At 70.5% G+C, this 24,669-nt stretch carries 21 protein-coding genes; 13 read left to right on the forward strand and 8 right to left on the reverse strand.

All coding sequences use genetic code 11. The annotated features are described in order from the left end of the window. The first annotated feature begins 53 nt into the window (after nt 1-53). From ACFRU2_RS28620 to ACFRU2_RS28635, 4 genes are all read left to right on the forward strand, one after another. Nucleotides 54-1,385: an MFS transporter gene (locus ACFRU2_RS28620; RefSeq protein WP_382977216.1), complete on the forward strand. Its 1,332-nt coding sequence runs from the start codon at nt 54-56 to the stop codon at nt 1,383-1,385. Between the two features lie 53 nt (nt 1,386-1,438). Then, nucleotides 1,439-2,779, forward strand: a complete 1,341-nt coding sequence (locus ACFRU2_RS28625; RefSeq protein ID WP_382977218.1) for a PLP-dependent aminotransferase family protein — start codon at nt 1,439-1,441, stop codon at nt 2,777-2,779. A gap of 30 nt (nt 2,780-2,809) precedes the next feature. Continuing rightward, on the forward strand, nt 2,810-4,093 hold the full coding sequence (locus ACFRU2_RS28630; protein ID WP_382977220.1) for a cytochrome P450: 1,284 nt from the start codon (nt 2,810-2,812) through the stop codon (nt 4,091-4,093). A 165-nt stretch (nt 4,094-4,258) separates the two neighbouring features. Continuing rightward, a complete protein-coding gene (locus tag ACFRU2_RS28635; RefSeq protein WP_382977222.1) occupies nt 4,259-5,254 on the forward strand; it encodes a hypothetical protein in 996 nt (331 codons plus the stop codon). 197 nt (nt 5,255-5,451) lie between these two features. On the opposite strand, the gene ACFRU2_RS28640 is transcribed toward ACFRU2_RS28635, so the two are convergent. Continuing rightward, on the reverse strand, nt 5,452-5,799 hold the full coding sequence (locus tag ACFRU2_RS28640) for a hypothetical protein (RefSeq protein ID WP_382977224.1): 348 nt from the start codon (nt 5,797-5,799) through the stop codon (nt 5,452-5,454). A gap of 933 nt (nt 5,800-6,732) precedes the next feature. Here ACFRU2_RS28640 and ACFRU2_RS28645 point away from each other — a divergent pair. Next, a complete protein-coding gene (locus tag ACFRU2_RS28645) occupies nt 6,733-7,599 on the forward strand; it encodes a LuxR C-terminal-related transcriptional regulator (RefSeq protein ID WP_382977226.1) in 867 nt (288 codons plus the stop codon). A 132-nt stretch (nt 7,600-7,731) separates the two neighbouring features. Continuing rightward, on the forward strand, nt 7,732-10,965 hold the full coding sequence (locus ACFRU2_RS28650; RefSeq protein ID WP_382977229.1) for a tetratricopeptide repeat protein: 3,234 nt from the start codon (nt 7,732-7,734) through the stop codon (nt 10,963-10,965). A gap of 66 nt (nt 10,966-11,031) precedes the next feature. Here ACFRU2_RS28650 and ACFRU2_RS28655 read toward each other — a convergent pair whose 3' ends face one another. Both ACFRU2_RS28655 and mca read right to left on the reverse strand, forming a co-directional pair. Next, nucleotides 11,032-11,250, reverse strand: coding sequence for a hypothetical protein (locus tag ACFRU2_RS28655; protein ID WP_382977232.1), 219 nt, complete (start codon nt 11,248-11,250; stop codon nt 11,032-11,034). A gap of 2 nt (nt 11,251-11,252) precedes the next feature. Further along, nucleotides 11,253-12,134 (reverse strand): mycothiol conjugate amidase Mca, encoded by an 882-nt coding sequence (gene mca, locus ACFRU2_RS28660; RefSeq protein ID WP_243340633.1) that lies wholly within the window; start codon nt 12,132-12,134, stop codon nt 11,253-11,255. Between the two features lie 121 nt (nt 12,135-12,255). Here mca and ACFRU2_RS28665 point away from each other — a divergent pair, with 121 nt between their 5' ends. Then, complete coding sequence (locus ACFRU2_RS28665; RefSeq protein WP_382977235.1) at nt 12,256-12,669, forward strand: DUF4307 domain-containing protein; 414 nt, start codon at nt 12,256-12,258, stop codon at nt 12,667-12,669. Between the two features lie 170 nt (nt 12,670-12,839). Continuing rightward, entirely contained in the window at nt 12,840-13,337 is a 498-nt protein-coding gene (gene greA / locus ACFRU2_RS28670) for a transcription elongation factor GreA (RefSeq protein WP_382977238.1), read from the forward strand. A 108-nt stretch (nt 13,338-13,445) separates the two neighbouring features. Here greA and ACFRU2_RS28675 read toward each other — a convergent pair whose 3' ends face one another. The 3 genes from ACFRU2_RS28675 to ilvA form a co-directional block, all read right to left on the reverse strand. Then, nucleotides 13,446-14,297, reverse strand: coding sequence for an ABC transporter permease (locus ACFRU2_RS28675; RefSeq protein ID WP_382977240.1), 852 nt, complete (start codon nt 14,295-14,297; stop codon nt 13,446-13,448). Then, the gene (locus tag ACFRU2_RS28680; protein ID WP_382977243.1) at nt 14,294-15,334 is read right to left on the reverse strand and encodes an ATP-binding cassette domain-containing protein; all 1,041 of its coding nucleotides are present in this window, start codon (nt 15,332-15,334) and stop codon (nt 14,294-14,296) included. Before ACFRU2_RS28680 ends, ACFRU2_RS28675 begins: the two co-directional genes overlap by 4 nt. A 162-nt stretch (nt 15,335-15,496) precedes the next feature. Beyond that, on the reverse strand, nt 15,497-16,729 hold the full coding sequence (gene ilvA, locus ACFRU2_RS28685; RefSeq protein ID WP_382977246.1) for a threonine ammonia-lyase: 1,233 nt from the start codon (nt 16,727-16,729) through the stop codon (nt 15,497-15,499). A gap of 242 nt (nt 16,730-16,971) precedes the next feature. Here ilvA and ACFRU2_RS28690 point away from each other — a divergent pair, with 242 nt between their 5' ends. The 3 genes from ACFRU2_RS28690 to ACFRU2_RS28700 all read left to right on the forward strand — a co-directional run bounded on the left by ACFRU2_RS28690 (nt 16,972) and on the right by ACFRU2_RS28700 (nt 18,374). Next, nucleotides 16,972-17,505 carry a MarR family winged helix-turn-helix transcriptional regulator gene (locus tag ACFRU2_RS28690; protein ID WP_250751631.1) on the forward strand — a complete coding sequence of 178 codons (534 nt, stop codon included), beginning with the start codon at nt 16,972-16,974 and terminating at the stop codon, nt 17,503-17,505. A gap of 102 nt (nt 17,506-17,607) precedes the next feature. Then, nucleotides 17,608-18,138 carry an RNA polymerase gene (locus ACFRU2_RS28695; protein ID WP_382977249.1) on the forward strand — a complete coding sequence of 177 codons (531 nt, stop codon included), beginning with the start codon at nt 17,608-17,610 and terminating at the stop codon, nt 18,136-18,138. Next, nucleotides 18,135-18,374 (forward strand): hypothetical protein, encoded by a 240-nt coding sequence (locus tag ACFRU2_RS28700; protein WP_382977251.1) that lies wholly within the window; start codon nt 18,135-18,137, stop codon nt 18,372-18,374. Before ACFRU2_RS28695 ends, ACFRU2_RS28700 begins: the two co-directional genes overlap by 4 nt. A 48-nt stretch (nt 18,375-18,422) precedes the next feature. On the opposite strand, the gene ACFRU2_RS28705 is transcribed toward ACFRU2_RS28700, so the two are convergent. Next, entirely contained in the window at nt 18,423-19,580 is a 1,158-nt protein-coding gene (locus ACFRU2_RS28705; RefSeq protein ID WP_250751601.1) for a cystathionine gamma-synthase, read from the reverse strand. A gap of 184 nt (nt 19,581-19,764) precedes the next feature. Here ACFRU2_RS28705 and ACFRU2_RS28710 point away from each other — a divergent pair, with 184 nt between their 5' ends. Further along, complete coding sequence (locus tag ACFRU2_RS28710; RefSeq protein WP_382977254.1) at nt 19,765-20,871, forward strand: hypothetical protein; 1,107 nt, start codon at nt 19,765-19,767, stop codon at nt 20,869-20,871. Between the two features lie 99 nt (nt 20,872-20,970). Continuing rightward, on the forward strand, nt 20,971-21,636 hold the full coding sequence (gene msrA, locus ACFRU2_RS28715; protein ID WP_382977257.1) for a peptide-methionine (S)-S-oxide reductase MsrA: 666 nt from the start codon (nt 20,971-20,973) through the stop codon (nt 21,634-21,636). A 76-nt stretch (nt 21,637-21,712) separates the two neighbouring features. Here msrA and ACFRU2_RS28720 read toward each other — a convergent pair whose 3' ends face one another. Next, on the reverse strand, nt 21,713-24,475 hold the full coding sequence (locus tag ACFRU2_RS28720) for a PKD domain-containing protein (RefSeq protein ID WP_382977260.1): 2,763 nt from the start codon (nt 24,473-24,475) through the stop codon (nt 21,713-21,715). Between the last annotated feature and the right edge of the window lie 194 nt (nt 24,476-24,669).

The raw sequence follows: 24,669 nt of genomic DNA on the forward strand, positions 1-24,669 counted from the left end.
CTGTCCCTGTCTCGGTACAGCCATCCATGAACGCATATCTCAGGAGAAACGTGATGTTCAGCAGTAAAGAGAAGGAAGCCCAGCCGCGCATGAGCAGCAGCTTCAACAAGGTGTGGGTGGCGACGATCTCCTCGTCCCTGGGCGACGGCGTCCAGATGGCCGCGCTGCCCCTGCTGGCGGTCCAGCTGACCGATGACCCCATGCTCATCGGTGCGTCCGGCGCGGTCGCGATGCTGCCCTGGTTCCTGTTCGGTCTGCCGGCCGGAGCCCTGGTGGACCGGTGGAACCGCAAGAAGGTGATGCTGCGGGCGGACCTCGTCCGGCTCGCCATCCTCGCCCTGCTCGCGGTCGCCGTCCTCACCGGCAACATCAACATCTACATGCTGATCGTGGCGGGATTCGCGCTGGGCTGCGGAGACATCTTCTTCGACATCGCCGCACAGACCGTCATGCCGGTGGTCACCTCCGGGGAGAAGGAGCTCATCCGGGGCAACAGCCGGATCTCCGCCGCCCAGATCAACGGTGAGCAGCTCGTGGGCCCCACGCTCGGCGGTGTGCTCTTCACCGTGTCGCACTCCCTGCCGTTCATCGGGAACGCGATCTCCTTCCTGGTCAGCGCCATCTGTGTCGGTTCCCTGAAGGGTGACTTCGGGAACGCGCCCACCGACGAACCGGTCCGCAGGAACCTGCGCGCCGAGGTCTCGGAGGGTCTGACCTGGCTGCTGAAGCACCGGGTCCTGCGCACGCTGTCCGGCACGGCCGCCGTCGGCAACCTCGTCTTCACCGCCCAGATGTCGCTGCTGGTCCTGCTGGCCAAGAACGAGCTCGGTCTCGGCGAGGTCGGCTACGGCCTGCTGCTCAGCTCGACCGCCGTCGGTGCCTTCATCGGCAGCTTCGCGGCCACCACGATCTCCAAGAAGCTCCAGGTCGGCACCATGCGCGTGCTCGGCATGTCGCTCGAAGGACTGGCGATCATCGGCCAGGGCCTGACGGACAGCGCCTGGGTGGCCGGCGCGATGATGGCCGTCATCGGCTTCTCGATGAGCGTCCAGATCGTCGTCGTCGGCTCGCTGCGCCAGCGTCTCGCGCCGGCGAACATCCGCGGCCGCGTGCTCTCCGCCAGCCGGCTGATCTCCCTCGTGGGCGCGCCCGTCGGCGGTCTGCTCGGCGGCTACCTCGCGAGCACGGTCTCCCTGCGGACGCCCTTCATCTGGGGCGGCGCCCTGATGGTCCTGGTGGCCCTGGCCAGCTACCCCGCGCTCAGCAACCGCGCGATTCGCGCGGCGACGGAAGCACTGGGCGACCCGGCGGCCGACCCGAAGGCCGACACCACGGCCGACACGACGGAAGCCGCGGAAGAGCCTGCCGGCGCGTCGGCGAAGTAGTCCACCTCGAAGTAGTCGCGGGACCGCCGGTCCCCCTAGGCAAGCGAGATCGCATGAACGACAGCGGAGTGGAACTCCTGGCCGCCGACCTCAGTACGGATCGGCTGCACGCAGCGCTCCAGGACCCGGCGCTGGCCTCCATGAACTTCTTGAACGAGGTGTCCAGCCGGTTCCCCGGGGCCATCTCGCTCGCCGCCGGCCGGCCCCGCGAGGACTTCTACGACGTGGAGGACCTGTCCCGGTACCTGCAGATCTTCTGCGACCACCTGGCGGCCGAGAAGGGGGCGGACCCGGAGACGGTCCGCCGCACCCTCTTCCAGTACGGCCGGACCAAGGGCATCATCCACGACCTGCTCGCCCGGCACCTCGTCCGCGACGAGGGCATCGACGTGGACCCCGAGTCGATCGTCGTCACGGTCGGCTGCCAGGAGGCGATGTTCCTGGTGCTCCGGGCACTGCGCCGGGACGAGCACGACGTCGTCCTGTCGGTGTCGCCGGGCTACGTCGGACTGACGGGTGCCGCACGGCTGGTGGACATGCCCGTATGGCCGGTACGGGACGACGAGCGCGGGATCGACCTCGACGACCTGGTCGACCAGATCGAGGCGGTCCGCGCCGCCGGCAAGCGGCCCCGGGCCTTCTACCTCGTCCCTGACTTCGCCAACCCCTCCGGCGCGAGCCTCGACCTGGAGGCCCGCCGGAGACTGCTCGCCATCGCGGCCGAGCACGATCTGCTGATCCTGGAAGACAATCCGTACAGCCTGTTCCAGGCCGAGGACGGACAGCGCCTGCCCACGCTCAAGGCACTCGACACCGCGCGCCGGGTCGTCTATCTCGGCTCGCTCTCCAAGACCTGTTTCCCCGGAGCCCGTATCGGCTTCGTCGTCGCGAATCAGCACGTCGCCGGGGCGGAGGGAGAATTCACGCTCTTCGCGGACGAACTGTCCAAGATAAAGAGCATGCTCACCGTCAACACCCCGCCCGTGGCCCAGGCCATAGCGGGAGGGAAGCTGCTGGAGCACGACTGCAGTCTGGTCGAGGCCAACACCAGGGAAATCCGGTTCTACCGCGGGAATCTGCGGCTGCTGCTGGACGGCCTGAGCCGGCGTTTCCCGCCCGGCGGAAACCACCAGGTCTCCTGGAATGCTCCCAGCGGTGGATTCTTCGTGGTGGTGACCGTTCCCTTCATCGCCGACAACGCCGCGCTGGAATACGGCGCCGGAAAGTACGGCGTGCTGTGGACACCGATGAGCCACTTCTACGACGGCCCCGGTGGAGAGGACAAGCTGCGCCTTTCCCTGAGCGCGGTATCGCCGGACCAGATCGAAGCAGCGCTGGACCGATTGGCTTTGCTCATCGCCGACCTTTCCGGCCCGCGAACATCCATGCACTAGCCCCTCGTCCCGAGGGTCAGGAGATTTCACATGTCACATAGAGGCACACTGACCGAGGACCTCACCCGCGTGGACCTCACGGACCCGAGCGCATTCCTGCACCCCGGAATGGAAGATTTCTGGCGGCGCGCCCGGACCGAGCAGCCCGTATATCTGCACCCGGCCACGGAGCGCGGAACCGCCTTCTGGGTGGTGTCCCGCTACGCGGACGTCATGGCCGTGCTGCAGGATTCCGAGCACTTCAGCTCGAAGCCCGGAAACATGATGTCCTCGCTGCACAAGCCCGGCGGCGATCCGGCGGCCGGCAAGATCCTCGCGCTCACCGACGCACCGCGCCACAACGCCATGCGGAGCATCCTGCTGAAGGCGTTCAGCCCCCGGACCCGCAAGGCCGTGACGGACAAGCTGCAGCAGCGGGTCGACCAGCTCATCGGCAGCGCCATGGCCAAGGGGACCTTCGACTTCGCCAAGGAGGTCGCGGAAGCCATCCCCATGGGGATGATCTGCGATCTCCTCGGCTTCCCGTCGCAGGATCACCAGTACCTCCTCGACCTGAGCCAGAAGGCGCTCAGCACGGACGAGGACGGGCTGACCGCCGAGGACATCTGGCTGTCCCGCAACGAACTCCTCATCTACTGCCAGGAGATCATCGAGGCCCGCCGCGAAAATCCCCAGGACGACCTGATCAGCGCGATGGCCACCTCCGAGATCAACGGTGTGCCGATGACCGACGACGAAGTGGTCGTCAACTGCTACGGGTTCATCCTCGCGGGAGATCACACCAGCCGGCTGGCCATGATCGGCGCCGTGCACGCCTTTTCCCGGTACCCCGATCAGTGGAGGGCGCTGAAGGAGGGCCGCGTCCAGATCTCCAGTGCGATCGAGGAGATCCTGCGCTGGACGACGCCGGCCATGCACACCGGTCGCACGGCGAAGGCCGAGGTCACCATCGGCGGCCGGACGATCCGGGAGGGCGACCACGTCATCCTCTGGAACAGCTCCGCCAACCGCGACGAGGACGTCTTCCCGAACCCGCAGGTATTCGACCTGGCGAGGACGCCCAACAAGCACCTCTCCTTCGGCGCCGGATCCCACTTCTGCTTCGGGTCCTACCTGGCGCGAGCCGAAATCACCGCCGTCCTGAAGACCCTCTGCGCCACGGTGGACCGTATCGAGCTCGCGGGCGACCCCAAGCCGCTCCTCTCGACGTTCCTCAGCGGATACAGCAGCCTGCCGGTCTCCTTTGTTACCGATGAGTCCGTTGTTACCGACGAGTCCGCCGCGTTTGTTACCGGCGAGTCAGCCGCCCAATAGCCGGCCGCTCCTCCTGCCGTCCCGGATCGCGCACACCCCGTTCAACGCGAAGGATTTTGTGAAGTGATTGAGGTTGAAACCCAGGCTCATCATGCGAATGTCCCGCCCCTCCACCTACTGAAGGCGGAACAGCTTCCCACCTCACGCAGCGCCGTCACGGACCTGATGAACCTCCGCACGGCGGACGCCCTGCGGACCGTCCTCGACATACCCCCGCACGAGTCGGACCGGCGCGCGTGGGCCGCCGTCGATGCCGCCCTGGCCTGCCTGGCCGCGCCGGTCGCCTCCGCCCAGTACACCGACGCGGAGCGGAAGTCCGTTCCGGAGGACCTCTACGAGGAACACGACCTGTTCTTCGGCGCGGTCCGGGTCACCGGGAACCCGGTGGAAACGTTCACCTACACGATGCTCGAATCCCTCCGCAGCCAGCTCGGCGACGCCATCGCGGCCGGGATCAGCCTCAGCACCGGCGAACGGGCCCAACTGCGCGAGTCGTTCTGGACCACCTTCCACGGGCTGTGGCGGATGGGAGTCGCGGGAACCCCGTTCGAGGACGCGGCCCGCGTCCGCACGCAGGGCACGGGCACGGAGCTCGACGACACCACGAGCGACCCCCTGACCCGCTGGCGCCTCGGCCACCAGGTGTTCTTCGCGCTCATCCAGGCCCTGATCGTCTCGGTGGGCTGCCTTCACGAGTACCTCAAGGACGATCCGGACGACGTCGACGGCGCCTGCCGGCTGATCGAGGACGCCACGGTGCTGATGATCGGATCCGGCACGTCGATGCGGTACGCCGGCGACTTCACGGGCACGCACTACGCGGACTCGGTGCGCCCCGCGATGATGCCGCCGTTCATCAATGCCAAGTTCAGCGGTCTCCAAGTGCGCGATCACCGGATCCTGCTCAAGCTGCTCAACCGGGTCAAGCCGCTGCTCGCGACGCCCGCCCCGGCGGTGGACAAGTCCTACAGGCAGCTGCTCGACGCGATGTCGACGGCGTACGACGCGCACATCGCGGTCTGCTCCAGGTTCGGCGGCGATCGAGAATCGAGTCTGCGCACGCCCGGCTCCAAGGTTCCCGCGGCGGAGATCCTCGAACGGTTCCGCACCCGGCGGGTCGGCGCCGCGACGCCGGTGTGCCCGATGGCGGCGGTGCGGTGATCTGACATCGAATCGTCGGTCCGGAGGACACAACGCAAGCAGTCGCCTCGGTCGGAGACGACCTTGGCGACGGCATTGCAGCAACCCGAGCGAGGAGCTACTGGTGTGGCGGTGTGGTGATGTTGTGGACAGGGGGTCGATTTTCAGCCCCGGGGTCCGCTTCCCGCGATCACCCAGCTCAACCGGCTCGGCTGCGGCTACATGTCGAAGATGCGGGTTCCCTGAGGGACGATCAGTCCGACACCGGAACCGGATTCCCGGGACAGGTCCACGGCGGAGCATTCGACGACGCTCCAGCCCCGTAAGGCGCCTGCCCGTCTCACAGCACGGTCAATGAGCTTCCGGGCCTGGGCGGTTGCCCGCACCTTGTCGACCGCGGACATGAATGCCATGAGGCCGAAGCGGCCCTCCGCGTCGTCGATGACCGTGAGGTGTTCCAGGCCGTCCTGCGGTTCGGCCGTCGCCCAGACGACCTCCTCGACCACGCCGGATCCTGCCTTATCGGCACCGGGGGCCGGGATCATACGGATGAGTACAGCGAGCATGGAACTGCTCCTCGGATCACGGGCCCCAGGTGAAGGTGTCGGACGGGCCGGACGCCGACACTACGACGTTCGCAGCGGGCTCCGTGTCTGCGGCACCGGGGCCGGCAGCGGTGAAAGTTCCGACCAGAGCGAGCAGTGCAACCAGGGCAAAGTTCTTAAAACGCAGCTTTCCAGGCATGGTGATACTCCTCAGAAGTGGGGGAGGTCAATTCCGCTTCAGCTGGCTGCCGTTGGGCTCGACCGGCTGGCGATGACTAGAGCTTGGCCCGCCCCCACCCCGCCCCGTAAGGACTTCAGGGTGGCATGATCCGCGCTGTCACCATGGTGCAAGCCCGAGCACCCCCCGGCAGGGCGTTGACCACGCTGTTCTTCCCCGTGGCAGTCTCGTGCCTGGCCGCGAGATGCCAGTCCGGATCCGGCGCGCAGCAGGCGCGCTTTCCGGACATAACCTTTTGAGGCCAAAGGGCATGGAGGGCGCATGCCGCACTTCACAGGCTTCGTGGACTCATATCGTCAAGAAGCAGTACGCCGAGATCGCGCCAATTGAATCGTGTGCCCGTTACCGAAACGAGCTATGATCCCTCGGACGCCGACAGGGGAACGTCGGCGTCCAACTGACCTCGGGGGAGTGCAGAGCAGCGTGCTTGGCGTACGGGAAATCAGGGGAGACAACTGCGGACAGACCATCCGCAGGCGTCCGCATGCCCCAATACCGCCCATTCGCCTCTCGCTGGACGGCTACGACCACTCGGAATCGCAGAACGTCGCGTACCCCGACCCCTGTCGTCGCCGTACCAGCACGAAAGAGGTGCAGCCTTGCTCGAAGCACTCGGCCTGGAACCAGCCGCTGAAGTAGTTTACCGCTCACTCTTGGACTCCCCCCAGTTGGGGATCGAGGAACTGTGCGCCCGCTCGGGACTTACCGAGAACGCGGTGCGAACCGCCTTGGACCAACTGGCCCATCTCCATCTGCTGCGCCCCAGCGGACCAGGCTCGGAGGGCCTTCGTCCGGTCGATCCGGGGGTAAGTCTCAGCGCACTGCACGCCCGCCAGAGCGCCTCTCTGACACGACATCAAAAGCAGCTGGAAGAGGCCAAGGAATCCATAGCCGCACTGGCCGCCGAGTACGGCGGCGCCCGCCGGGAATTCCTCCCCGAGGTCGCCGAATGCCTCGACGGAATCGACGCGGTCCGCGACCGCCTGGAGGAACTGGCGGACAGCACCAAGGAAGAGTGCCTGTCCTTCGTCATCGGCGGCGCCCAGCGCCCCGAGGACATGTCCGCCGCCAAGGGGCCCGACCAATTGGCCCTGGAGCGCGGTGTCTCCGTGCGCTCGATCTACCAGGACAGCCTGCGCAACGACGCGGCGACCACCGGCTACGTCCGCTGGCTCTCCGCACTCGGCAGTGAGACCCGCACCGTTCCCGTGCTGCCCATGCGCATGATCATCGTGGACCGGAAGGTCGCCGTCGTCCCCCTGGAGCCGGGCAACCCCCTCAAGGGCGCCCTGGTCCTGCACAGCCCGGGAGCCGTCATGGCCCTCGTGATGCTCTTCGAGGAGGTGTGGAGGAACGGCACCCCCTGGGGCGTGCCGCTGCCGAAGGACCACCGCGGCCTCGGACCCCAGGAGCGCGAACTGCTGCGCCTGCTCGCCGCGGGCTCCACCGACGAGGTCGCCGCACGCCACCTCGCCATCTCGGTGCGCACGGTCCGCCGGCTCGCCGCCGATCTCATGACCCGCCTCAATGCGCACAGCCGGTTCGAGGCCGGCGTGCTCGCCACCCGCGAGGGCTGGGTGTGACCGGCTCGCCGGGACGTCGCGCTCTCCCCTCTGAGGTCAACTCCCTCTGAACTAGCTCAGATTCTCTCGCGCTCTCGACCGTCACGGCGGACACTTGAGGCTCCATGCCGGAGCTCTCTGAGGGGGATGCCGATGCGGGACAGTCATCGCGGTGAGGCCGAGCGGCTGCTGGGGCGGGCCGTGGAGGAGGAGTCCCGGCGGGGAGCGGGCGGGGCGGCGGCGACTCCGGAGGCCAAAGCGGCGCTGCTGGCGCGCGGCAGGCAGGCTCTGGACTCGCTCGCGGCGAGCGCGGCCACCGAGTACGAGGCGTACACCCGCGCCCTGGACGAGGCGGCGGCGGGCGACGAGTCGCTCGGCGAGGCCTTCCGGCGCGCGAACACCTCGACTGCATTGCTGGTCACGGGAGTTGCTGCGGCTGCCGCGATCGTGGCCGACCTGGCCTTCAGCGTGGCGATCGGCACCGCACTGACCACCGGTGCCGTCGTGGGCGTGGCCGGGGCGACGGCGACCGTGGCCAAGGTGACGGCCCTGCACCTGCCCGCGGCGAACCGGCGCGCCGGGGAGCTGGGCCGGCCGGGTGGCGCCGAGCAGCTCAAGCTGCAGTGGCTGTCGGCGCTGGAGGTGCGCGGGATACGCCCTTTCCTGGAGCAGCAGCGCAAGGTGGCAGCGGCGCTGCACGCCCCGCCCAAGGTGAACGGGACCGCCGGCACCACCGGCTCCGCCCTCCAGCTGCGCGGGGCCAATCGCAGCGCCGAGGCCCGCCGGCGGGCCATGCTGGAGCAGTCCTTCGGTCAACTCCCTTCACTGGAAGGCGCGTTCGTGGGCCGCCGGGCCGAGCTGGCCCGGATCGCACAATGGGTGCACAGCGCCCGGGCGAGCACCGAGACCCGCCCGGTGGTCGTGGTGCTGCACGGGGAGCCCGGGGTGGGCCGCACCACCCTCGCCCTGCACGCCGCGCAGGCGCTGCGGGACCAGTTCAGGGGCGCCTGCGTGGTGGACCTGCGCGGCGGGGGCGCCTCCGCACCCTCGGCGGTTCCCCTGCCGACGCGTGAAGCACTGCTGCACCTGATGAACCGGCTCGGTGCGCCCCGTGAGCAGCTGCTGTTCCGCGAGGGCTCGTCGGCGGAGCAACAGGTGCGCAGGCTCGGCGAGTTGTACCACCAGCATGTGCAGGGCACCCCGGTGGCGGTGGTCCTGGACGATGCCGTGGACGCCGCGCAGGTACGGATGCTCGTGCCCGAGCGCTCCGAGAGCCTGGTCCTGGTCACGGCCCGGGAGCCGCTGGAGCTGCCCGCCGAGCTGGCGGCCTGGGTGTACCAGCTGCCGGTGACCCGGCTGGCGGAGGAAGCCGGCGCGGAGCTGGTCCGTACGGCGGGCACGCCCGCAGCCGCGTACCCGCAGGACACCGTACGGGAGCTGCTCGCGCTCGGCGCCGGGCTGCCGCTGGCGCTGCGCGTGCTGGCCCCGCTCGGGGACGTCGGGGAGGCACCGGAGGCGGGCGGTTCGCTGGACGCCGCCCTGGACCTGGCCTACGCGGCCCTGCCCGAGGAGCGGCGCCGGCTGCTGCGCCGGCTGACCCTGGCGGGCCGGGCCTCGCTCGGGGCCGCGGCCGCCGCGGCGCTGATCGACGCGGACCAGGTGGAGGCCGGGCGGCTGCTGGCCGAACTGGCGCGGGCGGGGCTGCTGGACCACGTACGCGGGGACCGGTTCCGGATGCACGACGCGGTGCGTGCGTACGCGGCGGCGCGGCTGGCGCAGGACGAGGACCGGGCCGACGCCGCGGCGGCGCACGAGCGGCTGATCCGTACGTACGCGCAGCTCGCGGACTCGGTGATCCGGATGGTCGACGGGAAGATGTCCACGCGGGCGGGCGTCCTGTCCAAGGCGGGCACGGTCGGCGGGCACGGCTTCGCCTCCCTGGACGCGGCCCTGCGCTGGCTGGACGACGAGTCCAGCTTCATCACGGCGGCGCTGCGCCACTCGGAGGGCGTGGACCAGCAGGCCGTCCTGGACCTCCTCGGCGCGCTCTGCGACTTCTGCCTGCTGCGCGGCGACCTGTACCGGCTCGGTGAGATCAACGAGCTCACGCAGGCCGTCGACCAGGGCCTGCTGGTCCGCTCGGTGCAGTGGCGCACGGGCATCGCGGCCCGCCAGCTCGGCGAGCTGGACAAGTCCCGCACCACGCTGACCTCGCTGGTCGACCAGTACATGGAGGCCCGGCAGGAGGCGGGCGCGGGCATGGCGCTGGTCTCGCTCGGCATCACCCTGCACCACCAGGGCAACCTCCCGGAGGCCTCGGCGCGCATCCGCGAGGCGCTGGTGCTCCAGGCTCCGGACGAGCTGGCGGGCGACCGGGCGTGGGGCCTGCACGCGCTCGGCGCGGTGGAGCGCGACCGCGCCCACCTCGCGGAGGCGCTGCGGCTGCTGCGCGAATCCCTCGTCCTGCACCGGGAGAGCGAGAGCGTGCACGGCGAGGCCTGGGCCCACCTCCAGCTCGGCCAGGTGTACCTGCGCCTGGGCGAGGTGCCGCGTGCGGAGGCGGAGCTGCGCCTGGCGCTGGAGCTGTACGGGCGCACGCGCGACGACCGGGGCCAGGCATGGGCGCTGACCCAGCTGGGCCGGGCCCGGGTGGTCGACGGGGATCCGGGGCCGGCGCTGGACCGGCTGCGGGACGCGCTGGCCCGGCACCGGGAGGCGGAGGACGCGCGCGGCGAGGCGTGGACCCTGTACTACCTCGGGCAGGCGCTGGAGGAGGCCGGGGAGCGGGACCGGGCGGTGCGGGAGCTGGAGCGGGCCCGCACGATGTTCTCCCGGATGCGGGACGTGTACGGGCTGGCGCACGCCCGCCACCACTCGGGCCGGGTCACGCGCGACCAGCGGGCGGCGCAGACGGGGAACCTGAAGAACTCCGGCTTCGCCCGTCAGCTGCTGGTCGACGCCCGGGCCGACTTCCGCCGCATCGGGCTGGCCCACGGGGAGGCATGGACCTGCCTGGAGCTGGCGGTGGTGGACGCGGGCAACGGGCGGACCGCGCAGGCGCTGGACCTCTGCGAGGAGGCGGTGCGGCTGTTCATCTCCTACGGGGACCGGCGCGGGGAGGACTGGGCGCGCTTCCTGCGCTGCACGCTCCTGCCGTACGCGCTCCCGGCGGCCCCGGACGAGGCGCGGACGGAGCTGGCACGGCTGGCGGCGGCCCCGCATCCGAAGCGGGACGGGCGGCTGGAGGACTGCCTGGAGTCGTACACGGTGATCCTGGCGCGCGGGGTGGACCCGGCGGAGGGCTGGCAGGCGTGGCGGCTGTCGCTCGTACCGAACCTGCACTCGCGGGAGATCATGGGCGTCCCGGTGCCGCTGCCTTCGGCGTAGGGCGCGCGGGAAGCCGCCGCCCCGGCCGTGAACGGCGGGGCGGCGGTCACCGCGGGCGGACGGCCCCTACGGGGCGCGCGTGCCCTCCGTCGGGGCGGGCTCGGGGGCTTCCTTGAAGTCGACGCGGCCCATGTGGCGGCTCATCGACTTCATCAGGCCCCACACCCCGAGGGCGAGGGCCGCGAACACGACGAATCCGAGGAGGCCCGGGGTCACCTTGTTCTTGTCGAAGGTGTCGCCGGCCAGCGGGAGGAGCTGGACGATTGCTTCGTGCGTAGCGCTCATAGCTACGCATTCTCCCGGATGCCCGCGAAGAGGTCGGACTCGGGGAGGGAAGTGTCCACGAGGGACTTCGCGAGCTCGTACTCCTCCGTCGGCCAGACCTCCTTCTGGATCTCCATCGGGACGCGGAACCAGCCGCCGTCGGGGTCGATCTGCGTGGCGTGGGCGATGAGCGCCTTGTCACGGATCTCGAAGAAGTCGGCGCAGGGCACGTGGGTGGTCAGGGTCCGCTCCTTGCGCTCGAACTCCTTCCACCGCTCCAGCCACTCCCCGTACGGGGATTCCAGGCCGCGGGCGAGCAGCGCCTCGTGCAGGGCGATGGTGCGCGGCTTGTTGAAGCCCTGGTTGTAGTAGAGCTTCTGCGGCTGGTACGCCGGGCCGAACTCGGCCTCGGGGTACTTCTCGGTGTCGGCCGCGTGATCGAAGGCCACCATCGTGATCTTGTGGGTCATGATGTGGTCGGGGTGCGGGTAGCCCCCGTTCTCGTCGTACGTGGTGACGGCCTGCGGCCGGAAGGCGCGGATCTTCTTCACCAGGCGGCCGGCCGCCTCGTCGACGTCCACCAGCGCGAAGCAGCCCTCGGGCAGCGGCGGCAGCGGGTCGCCCTCGGGCAGACCGGAGTCGACGTATCCCAGCCACTCCTGGTCGACGCCGAGGATCTCGCGCGCCTCGTCCATCTCCTTGGCGCGCACCTCGTGGATGTGCTCCTCGATGTACTTGTCACCCTGGAGCTTGGGGTTCAGGACGGAGCCGCGCTCACCGCCGGTGCAGGTCACGACCAGCACGGACACCCCCTCGGACACGTACTTGGCCATGGTGGCCGCGCCCTTGCTCGACTCGTCGTCGGGGTGGGCGTGGACGGCCATCAGTCGAAGCTGCTCGGTCAAGACAGGATCCTCTTTGAGTCGTCAGGGCGGGCGCTCCTATAGTGACCGAATCGGACGGTGGAAAAATTCCGGGGGGTCACCCCGGGATCCCGGTGTTCGGCCACCTCGAAGGGAACGATCGATGAGCGCGGTGCGCGAAGAGCTGCCCGAGGGCCGCTACGGCCGGTCGGCGGATGAGCGTACCGATCGCAGGCTCAAGGTCGTCGGTTCCGTCCTCGGGGTCGCGCTGCTGGGTGTGGTCGGCTGGATCGGCTGGGACTACGTGGCCGGGCAGAGCGTGAGCGCCGAGCTCATCAAGTACAAGGTCGTCTCCGACTCCGCGGTCGAGGTGCACCTGGAGGTGCGCAAGGAGGCCTCGGTCACCGGGGTGTGCACGCTGAGCTCGCAGGACGAGGCGCACGGTGAGGTGGGCCGTGCCGACTTCACCTTCGCGCAGAAGAGCGGGCGCGTGGACGAGATGGTCACGCTGAAGACCACCGGCCGCGCCACCATGATCGAAATCATCGGCTGCCGTCCGGCCGGTTCCGCGAGCTGATCCGAGGCTCGGCCCGAGGTGTGCCCGAGGTGTGCCCGGGGCATGCCCGAGGTGTGATCGGACGCAGTTCACACACTTGGCGTCCTCCCCCTTTTCTTCCCGAATTGTTAGGCTCGTGGTTTCGTCCGCCGCTGGCGGCTTTGTAGTCCCTGTACCGACGAGGAGCACCCGTGACCCAGACGAGCGAGAGCGTCACCTGGCTGACCCAGGCGGCGTACGACCAGCTGAAGGCCGAGCTGGAGTACCTCTCTGGTCCCGCACGGTCGGAGATCACGATCAAGATCGCGGCGGCCCGCGAGGAGGGTGACCTCCGTGAGAACGGCGGTTACCACGCGGCCAAGGAGGAGCAGGGCAAGCAGGAGCTGCGCATCCGCCAGCTCACGCAGCTGCTCGAGAAGGCCAAGGTCGGCACGGCCCCCGCCTCCGAGGGCGAGGTGGCCCCCGGCACCCTGGTCAAGATCGCCTTCGACGGCGACGAGAGCGACACCATGGAGTTCCTGCTGGCCTCGCGCGAGTACGCGTCCTCGGACTTCGAGACCTACTCCCCGCAGTCCCCGCTGGGCTCCGGCGTGCTGGGCAAGAAGATCGGCGAGGACGCCCAGTACGAGCTGCCGAACGGCAAGCAGGCGTCGGTCAAGATCCTCGACGTCAAGCCCTTCAACGGCTGATCACCCCCCTTCTTTTCAGCGCGACGCCCCGCCGAGCAGCAGCTCGGCGGGGCGTCGTGCGTGGTGCGTCGTGCGTGGTGCGTCGTGCGTTGTCCTGCGGGGCGATGCCTACGCCGTCGCCGAGCGGTACTTGCGTACGGCCAGGGTCCGGAACACCACGATGATCACGACGGACCAGAGCAGCGAGGCCCACACCGGGTGCTGCATCGGCCAGGCGTCGGACGGCGACACACCCGGGTTGCCGAAGAGTTCGCGGCAGGCCTGGACGGTCGCGCTGAACGGGTTCCACTCCGCGATGGGCTGGAGCCAGCTCGCCATGTTCGCGGTGGGCACGAACGCGTTGGAGATGAACGTGACCGGGAACAGCCAGATCAGTCCGCCCGAGGTGGCCGCCTCCGGGGTCCGTACCGACAGCCCGATCAGGGCGCCGATCCAGGAGAAGGCGTAGCCCAGGAGCAGGAGCAGGAGGAAGCCCGCCAGGGCCTTCGGCACGCCCTCGTGGATGCGCCAGCCCACGAGGAGCGCCACGATCGCCAGGACGACCATGGTCAGGGCGGTCTGCACGAGGTCGGCCAGGGTGCGGCCGGTGAGGACCGCGCCGCGGGCCATCGGCAGCGACCGGAAGCGGTCGATCAGGCCCTTGTGCATGTCGTCGGCGATGCCCGCGCCGGCTCCCGCGGTGGCGAAGGTGACGGTCTGCGCGAAGATGCCGGCCATCAGGAAGTTCCGGTAGTCGGCGGCGCTGGTCGAGCCGTCGATCATCATCGAGCCGCCGAAGACGTAGCTGAACAGCACGACGAACATGATCGGCTGGATCAGCCCGAAGATGACCATCTCGGGGATGCGGGACATGCGGATCAGATTGCGCTTGGCCATGACCAGGGAGTCGTTGATCCCCTGGACGATGCCGCCGCGCGGGCGGGGCGCCGCCAGCTCCGGGGTCGTGGAGGTGAGGGTCACTTCGCCACCTCCTTGGGGTCCTTGCGGTCGGCCTTCGACTTGGCGGCCTTCGCGGCCTTCCCGTCGACGGGTGCCTCGCCGTTCTCCTCGGCGCCCCGCTCAGCCGCGTGGCCGGTCAGGGAGATGAACACGTCGTCCAGGGTGGGACGGCGCAGGCCGATGTCGTCGATCTCGATGCCGCGTCCGTCGAGTTCGCGGATGACCTCGGCGAGCAGCTTGGCGCCGCCGGAGACCGGAACGGTCAGCTTGCGGGTGTGCTCCTCGACGGTGGTCTCGCCCTTGCCGAAGCCGGTGAGCACCTCGCGGGCGGTGGCTATGTGCTCGCGCTCGTGCACGACAACCTCGACGCGCTCGCCGCCCGTCTGGGCCTTGAGCTGGTCGGAGGTGCCGCGCGCGATGACCCGGCCGTGGTCGACCACGCAGATGTCGTGCGCGAGGTGGTCGGCCTCCTCCAGGTACTGCGTGGTGAGCAGCAGGGTGGTGCCGCCGGCGACGAGCTCCTGGATGATGGCCCACAGGGCCTGGCGGTTGCGCGGGTCGAGGCCGGTGGTGGGCTCGTCCATGAACATCACGGGCGGGCTGACGACGAGGGCCGCCGCGAGGTCGAGGCGCCTGCGCATGCCGCCGGAGTACGTCTTGGCGGTGCGGTCGGCGGCGTCGCCGAGGTTGAAGCGCTCCAGCAGTTCGGCGGCCCGGGCCTTCGCCGCCTTGGCGCCCATCTGGTAGAGCTGGCCGACCATTTGGAGGTTTTCTCGGCCGGTGAGGTATTCGTCGACGGCGGCGAACTGGCCGGAGAGGCCGATCGAGCGCCGGACTTCGTTGGGGTGCTTGAGGACGTCTATCCCGGCCACGACCGCCTTGCCGCTGTCGGGCTGGAGGAGGGTGGTCAGGACGCGGACGGTCGTGGTCTTGCCCGCGCCGTTGGGGCCGAGCAGACCGAGGACCGTGCCTTCGGGTACATCGAGGTCAACGCCGTCCAGAGCCCTTACGTCGCCGAAGGTCTTGACCAGACCTTCGGCGTAGATGGCGCCTGGCATATGGATACTCCCCGTGCAAATCGAACCGGCTGAATCGTGACATTCCTACGCGAATCCTATGGGCGCCGAGCCGACCTCGCTCGGCCGAACGGGCGACACCGTATCGCGTCATATCGCGTCTCGCCACCGGGACGGGGAGTATCGCGTCAGCTCTTCGCCTTGCTAACCCATGACCTTGTACCCCGCGCCGTGCAGCGCCCGCGCGACTTCCGCGCAGTGCTTCGGCCCCTTCGTCTCCAGGTGCAGCTCCACCTCCACCTCCGTGAGCCCCAGCCGCGGGTCCGTCCGGACGTGGCTCACGTCCAACACGTTCGCATCCACCACTGACAACTCCCCCAGCAGACCGGCCAGCGCCCCCGGCCGGTCGGTCACCCGCAGCCGCAGCGACAGGTAGCGGCCGGCCGCCGCCATGCCGTGGCGCAGGATCCGCTGCAGGAGCAGCGGGTCGATGTTGCCGCCGGACAGCACGGCCACCACCGGGCCGTCGCCGTACAGTTCGGGCTCGCTCAGCAGCGCGGCCACCGGGCTGCACCCGGCCGGCTCGACCACCAGCTTCGCCCGCTCCAGGCAGAGCAACAGCGCGCTGGAGAGCGCGTCTTCGGACACCGTACGGACGTCGTCGAGCAGCTCGCCAATGATTTTGAAGGGGACGTCGCCGGGCCGGCCCACCTTGATGCCGTCCGCCATCGTGTTCGGGTTGTCGATGGACACCGGGTGCCCGACCTTCAGCGAGGGCGGGTACGCGGCCGCGCCCGCGGCCTGGACTCCGATCACCCGGACGTCGGGGCGCAGCGCCTTCACCGCGACCGCCACCCCGGCGGCGAGCCCGCCGCCGCCGATGCCGACCAGGATGGTGCGCACCTCGGGGCACTGCTCCAGGATCTCCAGGCCGACCGTGCCCTGGCCCGCGATGATGTCGCGGTGGTCGAAGGGGTGGATGAACACCGCGCCCGTCCGGTCCGCGTACTCCTGGGCCGCGGCCAGCGTCTCGTCCACGACCTGCCCGTGCATCCGCACCTCGGCGCCGTAGTCCTGGGTCGCGGCCACCTTCGGCAGGGGCGCCCCGACCGGCATGAACACGGTCGAGCGGACCCCGAGGAGGGAGGAGGCCAGAGCCACGCCCTGGGCGTGGTTGCCCGCGCTCGCGGCGACTACCCCGGCCGCCCGCTGCTCGGGGCGCAGGCCCGCGATGCGCACGTACGCCCCGCGCAGCTTGAAGGAGCCGGTGCGCTGGAGGTTCTCGCACTTGAAGTGGACCGGGGAGCCGGTGAGCGAGGAGAGGTACCGGCTGCCCTCCATCGCCGTCACCCGGGAGACGCCGGAGAGCATCTTCTGGGCCCCCCGGATGTCGTCGAGGATGACCTGCGGGACGGGCTGCGGCACGCGGTAGTTCATGCGGCCAGTCTCGCAGCCGGTCCGTCGCGCGCTGCGCTGCGCTGGGCGGGACGGGTGAGCGGGGAGGGGCGGACGCCGGACGGGACCCGCACCGGATCGGTGGTATCTCGCCATGCGGGACGGCTCGTAGTCGCCGTTTCACCGCTGCCGTATCAGTTCTTGTACGAGGAGTACGAGCCGTCGCACGGCCGCGTACTCTGTCCCCCATCCTTGTCGGCCCCATGCGAAGAGAGCCCACGGCCATGCCCTCCACCCCGGCCAGTTCCGACCTGCCCGCGCCGGCCGGCGCGCCCGCCGAAGCCGGTCTCCTCGACGCGCTCCAGCACCAGGTGGCGGTCTTCGCCCGACGCGCCGAGCAGACCCGCCTGGGCGGGGTCGGCCAGGCCCGCAACTCCATGGACCGGGCCGCGTACCTGCTGCTGAACCGGCTCGACCTCGAAGGCCCGATGGGCGTCAAGGCGCTCGCCGGCGGCATGGGCATCGACTCCTCCACCGTCACCCGCCAGGTCGCCCCGCTCGTCGACAGCGGCCTGGTCAAGCGGACCTCGCACCCCGAGGACGGCCGGGCCGTGGTGCTCGCGCTGTCCCCGCGCGGGCTGGCGCGACTGGAGGAAGTCCGCTCCTCGCGGCGCGAGCTGATGGCCCGGGTGACGGACGGCTGGGACCAGGAGGAGCGCGAGGCGTTCACCGGTCTGCTGACCCGTTTCAACGTCTCGCTGTCCGAGCTGATGTCGGCCGGCTCCGAGCCCGGATCCGAGGCCGGCCCCGCCTCCTGAGGTCCGGCTGAAGCCCGGCCGAAGCCCTGCTCCGGCCCGGCTGAAGTCCGACTGACGCCCGACCCCTTCCGAGGCGGTCCCTCCGGCCGCACTATGTGGACTGTGGACCACGGGCCGGGCCCCTACGCGGAGTTCGAAGCCTTCGTCGCGGGCGCGGCGGGGCGGCTCCTGCGCGTCGCGATCCTGCTGACGGCGGAGCCCGCGACGACCGCGGCCGACACCCCGGCCCCGTCCGACACCCCGGCCCCTTCCGACGCCACCGCCGCGGCCGAAGCCCCCGCCGCGCGCAGACTGCTCGGCGGCGCGCTGGCCCGTACGTACGCGGACTGGCGCAGGCTGCGCGGGGACGACCCGTACGACCACACCCGCCAGGAGCTGTGCGCCGCCTTCGCCCGTACCGGCCGCCGCCACCACGGGGGCAGCGGGGTACTGGGGCCGCTGGGACCGCTGGAGCGGCTCGTCGTGGTGCTGCGGCTCTACGAAGGGGTCGCGGAGGAGGTCACGGCCGCGCAGCTGGGGCTGACGCCCGAGCGGGTACGGACCCTGTGCGACCGGGCCGTCGCCGAGCTGGGCTCCCGCCCCGGCGCCGCCCCCGGCGCCCGGCCGGACGCCCGCCGCAAGGAGGCGGCATGAGTCCCGATCCCCGGGAAGCCCGGGTCAAGCGACTACTGGAGGGCCCGTACCCGGCGGTGCCGCCCGATCTCGCGGCGGGCGCGGCGGCACGCGGCGACCGGCTGCTCCGCCGCCGCAGGGCCCTGCGGCGGATCGGCTGGAGCCTGGTGTGGGCGGCGGTGGTGGCCTTCGTGGTGTGGGCCTCGCTCACCGGCGCCTGGTCGACCCCGTCGAGCGAGGTCTCCCCGCCCTGGTGACAACGGGGACGGGGAGACCCGGTGGAAAACCCTGCTCCTGCCGGTCGGCTAACCCAGCGCCTGCGCGAGGTCGGCCAGTAGGTCGTCGGCGTTCTCGATGCCCACCGACAGGCGGACCAGGTCGCCCGGGACCTCCAGGGCCGAGCCGGCCACCGAGGCGTGGGTCATGCGGCCCGGGTGCTCGATGAGGGACTCGACGCCGCCGAGGGACTCGCCCAGGGTGAAGATCTTGGTCCGGTCGCAGATCGCGACGGCCTCCTCCTCGCCGCCGGTGACGCGGAAGGAGATCATGCCGCCGAAGTTGCGCATCTGCTTGGCGGCGATCTCGTGGCCCGGATGTTCGGGCAGGCCCGGGTAGAGGACCGTGTGGACCTTGGGGTGGCGGGACAGCATCTCGGCGATCTTGCCCGCGTTCTCCGCGTGCCGGTCCATGCGGACGGCCAGCGTCTTGATGCCGCGCAGCACCAGCCACGAGTCGAAGGGACCGGCCACCGCGCCCATGGCGTTCTGGTGGTAGGCCAGCTCCTCGCCCAGCGCCGCGTCCGCGGCGACGAGCGCACCGCCGACGACGTCGGAGTGGCCGCCCATGTACTTGGTCAGCGAGTGCACGACCACGTCCGCGCCGAGCGCGAGGGGCTGCTGCAGGTAGGGGGACGCGAAGGTGTTGTCCACGACCAGCTTGGCGCCGGCGGTCCGCGCGATGTCGGCGACGACGGCGATGTCCGTGATGCCGAGCAGCGGGTTGGAGGGGGTCTCGACCCAGATGACCTTGGTCTTCGGGGTGATCGCCGCGCGCACCGACGCCGGGTCGGAGGTGTCGGCGACCGACCACTCGACGCCCCAGCGGGAGACGACCTTGGCGAAGAGGCGGAAGGTGCCGCCGTACGCGTCGTTCGGGATGACCACGTGGTCGCCCGGGGAGAGCAGCGTACGCAGCAGGCAGTCCTCGGCGGCGAGCCCGGACGCGAAGGCGAGGCCGCGCCGGCCGCCCTCCAGCGCCGCGAGGTTCTCCTCCAGCGCGGTACGGGTCGGGTTGCCGCTGCGGCTGTACTCGTAGCCGCCGCGCAGTCCGCCGACGCCGTCCTGCTTGTACGTGGACACCTGGTAGATCGGGGGCACGACCGCGCCGGTCAGCGGGTCCGCCGTATTGCCCGCGTGGATGGCGCGGGTCTCGAAGCTCTGGTGCTCGTGGCTGTCGTCGCTCATGGCCCGATGCTATGCCCCGTCCGGGCCCGGCGCGGACCGGGCGTGAACGCGGCATGAACGCGATCCCGCCACCCTCTCCGGGCTCCGCCTTCGCCCCCTCCTTCGCCCCCTCCTTCGCCCCTCCTTCGCCTCCTCCTTTGCCTCCTATTGGCTTTCGGGCCGGTCCGTCTGGTTCGCTGGGGGGATGGAGATTCTGTGGTTCCTGCTCGCGATGGGTCTGCTCTTCGCCGCCCTCTCACCGATCCTGCGGCGCAGGCGCGGCGGACTGCGCCTGGTCGCACCCGGGAGCCCGGACGCCGCCGACCCGGCGGACTACGGATTCGCCCTCCAGGAGGAGCTCGACATCCGGGTCCCCGGCCCCGACCAGGACCTGATGGACGCCCTCGACCACGTACGGCGGACCGGCCAGTGGCAGGCCGCCTCCCAGCTGCTGGCCGGCACCTCCCGGGAGGGCGAGGTGCGCTGGCAGCGCGTCCAGGCCTTCGCCGGCTCGGCGGCGCTGGAACTCTCCCAGGAGCCCGGGGCCGGGGCGGCGTGGCTGAAGGCCTGGCGGCTGGAGGCCCCGAAGGACGCGGGCGGTGCACAGGTGCACGCCGAGCTGCTGGCGCAGCAGATGTGGCGGCGGCCCGAGGGCATGAGCGAGGCGGATGTCCGCATCGTCGCGGAGGAGGCCAGGGAGTCCTGCAACAAGGCCGCGCTGCTGGCCCCCGGCGACCCGATCCCGTACATCGTCGAGCTGTCCGTGGCCCGCATGCTGCACTACTCCGAGCCCGAGTACGACGCCCTCTGGGTGAAGATCATCGACCGGGCGCCCCAGCACATGGGCGCGCACCTGGCGGCGCTGAACTACTGGTGCGAGAAGTGGCACGGCTCCCGCGAGAAGGCCGACGCCTTCACCCACCACGCGGCGGCCCGCGCCCCGCAGGGCTCGCTCCTGGCGGCGCTCCCGCTCTTCGCCCTGTACGAGCACGTCCCCGACGTCGTCCTGATCCGCAGCTTCCACCAGAGCGCGTCCGTGACCCGCGCGGTGGAGGGCGCCCTGTACGCGGTCCACAGCGCCCGCCCGGACGACCCGATGCTGGCGCACGTACGCCACCTGCTCATCCTCTTCCTGGTCGGCGGCGAACGCTGGGCGGAGGCGATGGACCAGATCCGCCACGTCGACGGCTACGTCGGCGCCCTCCCCTGGTCCGCCGACCCGGACCCGGCCGCCTCGTACGCCATCTACCGCGCCCTGGCGGTGGCCGGCTACGAAGCGAACGGCGGCTCCCCGGCGACCCTGCCGCACTGACGCGAACGCCGTCGTCGGCCTCGTCGTCCTCGTCGCCGTCCTCGGCGGGAATCCCGGCCCCGCCTCTGCCGTTATCGGTAGACCACTAGGAGGGAATCCATGTTCTCGTACCGCCGCACGCCCGAGCTCCCCACCCGCGAGGAAGCCCTGACCGGCCGCGCGGAGCCGCTCTTCGGGCTGCCCGCCGTGCACACCGTGCTCGGCAACCCCCTCGCGGGCCCGTACCCCGCCCACCTCGAGGTCGCGGACTTCGGCCTCGGCTGTTTCTGGGGCGCCGAGCGCAAGTTCTGGCAGACCCCGGGCGTGTGGACCACCCTGGCCGGCTACCAGGGCGGCTTCACCGAGAACCCGACCTACGAAGAGGTCTGCTCGGGCGGCACCGGCCACACCGAGGTCGTCCGGGTCGTCTTCGACCCCTCCCTGGTCTCCTACGAAGCCCTGCTGAAGCTCTTCTGGGAGTCCCACGACCCCACCCAGGGCTTCCGCCAGGGCAACGACGTCGGCACCCAGTACCGCTCGGCGGTCTACACCCACTCCCCCGCCGCCCAGGCCACCGCCGAAGCCTCCCGCGAGGCCTACCAGCGCGTCCTGACGGCCTCCGGCTACGGCACGATCACCACGGCCGTCCTCCCGGCGGAGGACCGCCCCTTCTGGAATGCCGAGGCGTACCACCAGCAGTACCTCGACAAGAACCCGGGCGGCTACTGCGGCATCGGCGGCACGGGCGTCTCCTGCCCGATCGGCGTGGCCCGCGCCGACGGCTGAGCAGGACGCAGACGAAGGAGCCCCGGTCCCCGCGCGTTGCGGGGACCGGGGCTCTGTCGTGTGCCGGGGGGCTGGGTCAGCCGGTCGTGAAGTAGCCGAGGAGGTCGGTGATCACGTGGTTGGGGCCGCCGTAGCTGTTGAAGATGCTGACCTTGCCGCCGGGGCCGACCGGGGTCGTCACGTGGTTCGGGACCGTGCGGCCGGGCAGCGTGTTCAGGCTGCTGGCGCCCGGCAGCGTGCCGCCGGAGCCGTACGCGGTGAGGAAGCCCGGAGCGGTCGTGTCGGTGGCGGTGACGTTGAGGACCGCGCCCAGCGCGTTGGACGGGAGGCCGGCGACCGTGGTCGTGGCGCCCGGGGCGACCTTGCCCGTGGTGCGGGTGTCGGCCAGGCGCTTCGGCACGACCGGGGTGAAGAGGGCCTTGCCGTCCTTTCCGTAGTAGCCCACCGCGTCCAGGATCACGTGCGTCGAGCCGCTGTTGGTGAACAGGGTGATCGTGCCGTTCGGGCCGACCGGGACGATGGCCTGGTTCGACTTGTCCTTGCCCGGCTCCACGTTCAGGTTCGAGGTCGCCGGACGCTTGGCCGGGTCCGGGTAGGCGATGACGTGCGCCTGCTCCTTGGCACCCGTACCGGTCAGGTTCAGGGCGACCGCCGTGGCGTCCGCCGGGATGCCGTTGACGCCCGCGACCTTCACCGTGCGGGTCTTGGCGGCGGACAGTGCACCGCCCGTCGTACGGGTGTCCAGGACACGGGTCGGAGCCAGCGGGGAGAAGCGGTCGCCGGCGTTGGGCTGGTAGTAGCCGACGAAGTCCACGATCAGGTCGGCCTTGCCGGAGTTCAAGTGGGCCGCGAGCGACCCCCCGCCGACGGGAACCGTGACCGTGTTCGACGAGGTGCCGCCCGCGCGGACGTTCACGTTCGAGGTGGCCGGACGCTGCTGGCCGGAGGGCCACACGGTGAGGTGGGTGTCCTCCGTGGCTCCGGTGACGGTCACGTTGACGACTGCCGAAGCCATGCTGCCCGACAGGGGGTGGCCCGGTATCCGGTGGTGCGCAGGCAAGGTCACGTCCAGCGGCAGGCCGGACACGACGGGCTTGCCGTCCGTGCGCGAGTCCTTGATGCGGAACGGCTCCGTGGCCACGTACCCGGACGGCGCGTAGTCGACCTTCACGGTCCTGCCGACCGTGGACTTCGCGCCCTTGGAGTCCACGAGGGTCAGCTTCATCGCGTAGCTGCCGGGCGTGGTGTAGGTGTGCTCGAAGGAACGCAGCTCGCCGGCGCGGGCCGTGTTGCCGTCGCCGAACTCCACGTCGGCTCTCACCACCGGCCAGGGTGCCGCCGTGAGCTTCGTCGGGTCGAGGACGACGGTCAACGGTTCCACCCCCATGGCGTCCGGGTGCGTGCTGGTGGGCAGGAGCTGGTCGACGCCGAAGGCCGCGGTCAGCGGAGCGGCCGTGGTCACCTTGACGGGCTCCTCCGTGGTGACCTTCTTTCCTGTGACACTGATCGCCGTCACCTTGACCGTGTAGTCGCCCGGTGAGCCGTACACGTGCGTGGTGATGGCGCGGTCGCCGTCTCCCTGCTTGACGGTGACCGGGGCGGTCCCGTCACCGAAGTCGACGGAGTAGGTCATCGTGCTCGGCCACTTGCTGTCCGAGCGGGCGCGCACCTCCACCTTCGTGCCGACCGGAGCCCAGGGCTTGTCGACTTCCACGCCGACGGAGCTCAGGTAGTCCGGGTACTCCCACGCGCCCCGGTCGAGGAAGCCGCCGTTCTTGCCGGTGTTCGCGACCCAGGGGTCGTCAAGAGCGCGCTGGCCCATCACGTCGGGCACCAGCGCGCCCGGCGCCGTCGCGTCGGCGGAATCGATGAAAGGGAACTCCGCCTCGGGGGTACCTTCCCCCCAGTGCACGGGCACGAGGATGTCTCGGGCGCCCTGGCCGGTCGCGGCCTGGAGCTGTGCGGGCTCCTTGTAGCTCTTGCCGGCCCACTTGTAGGCCACCAGCGTGATCTTGGCGTCACCGACGATCAGGTTGTAGTCGGCGCGGGTGCCCACCGCCGCGCCCGCCGCCATCTCCATACCGGTGCGCTGCACCCGCTCCGGGCACTCGAAGTAGGAGGACACGTCGAGGATGTTGTTGAACACCGCGGAGCCTGACGAGCCGCCACCGACCGCGAGGGGTGTCCCGCAGTGGCCGGTGATCGTGTTGTTGGTGACGACCGTGCCGGGTGCGTCCTGCACCGTCACCGCCGCGGAGTCGGTGAATCCGAAGATCTGGTTGCGGCTGAACAGGGTTCGCTCTGCCCCGCCTTCGATCCGCGTGGTGTGCAGGGCGCCCCGCAGGACGCGTACGTCCTTGCTCGCGCCACCGACCACGAGTTCCGTGTCGTGCCCGCTGCTGTGGTCCACCGTGTCCAGCTCGATGTCGGTGGAGTCGGTGATACGGATGTTGCCGGCGACCGTCAGTCCGCTCACCCTGACGTGGGAGGCGCCCTTGATCGACAGGTCCCCCGCCACGCCGGCATGCAAAAGCCAGGACGTCGTGTCCTCGACGAAGCTGATCGGCTTACCGGGTTCCCCGGAGCGGTCGATGACGACGGACTCCTCCTGGGGCGTGGCTGTGCCGATGCGGACCGTCTGCCCCGGCTTGACGAGCTTGGCTGCCACGGAGAGGCGGCAGAACGGGGCGGTCTTCGAACCGGGTCCGGTGTCGGAGCAGCCCGCTTGGTTGTTCACGTACAGGTCGGCCGGGTCCGCGGCGGCCGCCGCGGTGGCCGGGAGGCCGAGCAGGGTGACGAGGCCCGCGGTGAGCAGGACCGTCGCACGGGTAGGACGCATGCGGTGGGTTCCTTCGGCGGAGAAGCGATGGGGATCGACCGGGGACGCGGTGCCGCGCGACGGTTGCACGGCCGTTTCCCCCCTGCAACGGTCGGGCACACGCGAACCCTGAAGTCTCCGGTCATCATCCACCGCCGCGCAGGTCGGCGTCACCCCTGATCATTCGCCGCCATTGGTGCATAAGGCCCGCTCCG

It is taken from the genome of Streptomyces sp. NPDC056883 (assembly GCF_042788835.1).
GTDB lineage: Bacteria > Actinomycetota > Actinomycetes > Streptomycetales > Streptomycetaceae > Streptomyces > Streptomyces stoeckheimensis.

Excerpts from the sequence above, each read along its gene's own strand:
- ACFRU2_RS28620 (WP_382977216.1), top strand. The coding sequence starts at position 54 with ATGTTCAGCAGTAAAGAGAAGGAAGCCCAGCCGCGCATGAGCAGCAGC.
- ACFRU2_RS28625 (WP_382977218.1), top strand. The coding sequence starts at position 1,439 with ATGAACGACAGCGGAGTGGAACTCCTGGCCGCCGACCTCAGTACGGAT.
- ACFRU2_RS28630 (WP_382977220.1), top strand. The coding sequence starts at position 2,810 with ATGTCACATAGAGGCACACTGACCGAGGACCTCACCCGCGTGGACCTC.
- ACFRU2_RS28635 (WP_382977222.1), top strand. The coding sequence starts at position 4,259 with ATGAACCTCCGCACGGCGGACGCCCTGCGGACCGTCCTCGACATACCC.
- ACFRU2_RS28640 (WP_382977224.1), bottom strand. The coding sequence starts at position 5,799 with ATGCTCGCTGTACTCATCCGTATGATCCCGGCCCCCGGTGCCGATAAG.
- ACFRU2_RS28650 (WP_382977229.1), top strand. The coding sequence starts at position 7,732 with ATGCGGGACAGTCATCGCGGTGAGGCCGAGCGGCTGCTGGGGCGGGCC.
- ACFRU2_RS28655 (WP_382977232.1), bottom strand. The coding sequence starts at position 11,250 with ATGAGCGCTACGCACGAAGCAATCGTCCAGCTCCTCCCGCTGGCCGGC.
- ACFRU2_RS28665 (WP_382977235.1), top strand. The coding sequence starts at position 12,256 with ATGAGCGCGGTGCGCGAAGAGCTGCCCGAGGGCCGCTACGGCCGGTCG.
- ACFRU2_RS28680 (WP_382977243.1), bottom strand. The coding sequence starts at position 15,334 with ATGCCAGGCGCCATCTACGCCGAAGGTCTGGTCAAGACCTTCGGCGAC.
- ilvA (WP_382977246.1), bottom strand. The coding sequence starts at position 16,729 with ATGAACTACCGCGTGCCGCAGCCCGTCCCGCAGGTCATCCTCGACGAC.
- ACFRU2_RS28690 (WP_250751631.1), top strand. The coding sequence starts at position 16,972 with ATGCCCTCCACCCCGGCCAGTTCCGACCTGCCCGCGCCGGCCGGCGCG.
- ACFRU2_RS28700 (WP_382977251.1), top strand. The coding sequence starts at position 18,135 with ATGAGTCCCGATCCCCGGGAAGCCCGGGTCAAGCGACTACTGGAGGGC.
- ACFRU2_RS28705 (WP_250751601.1), bottom strand. The coding sequence starts at position 19,580 with ATGAGCGACGACAGCCACGAGCACCAGAGCTTCGAGACCCGCGCCATC.
- ACFRU2_RS28710 (WP_382977254.1), top strand. The coding sequence starts at position 19,765 with ATGGAGATTCTGTGGTTCCTGCTCGCGATGGGTCTGCTCTTCGCCGCC.
- msrA (WP_382977257.1), top strand. The coding sequence starts at position 20,971 with ATGTTCTCGTACCGCCGCACGCCCGAGCTCCCCACCCGCGAGGAAGCC.
- ACFRU2_RS28720 (WP_382977260.1), bottom strand. The coding sequence starts at position 24,475 with ATGCGTCCTACCCGTGCGACGGTCCTGCTCACCGCGGGCCTCGTCACC.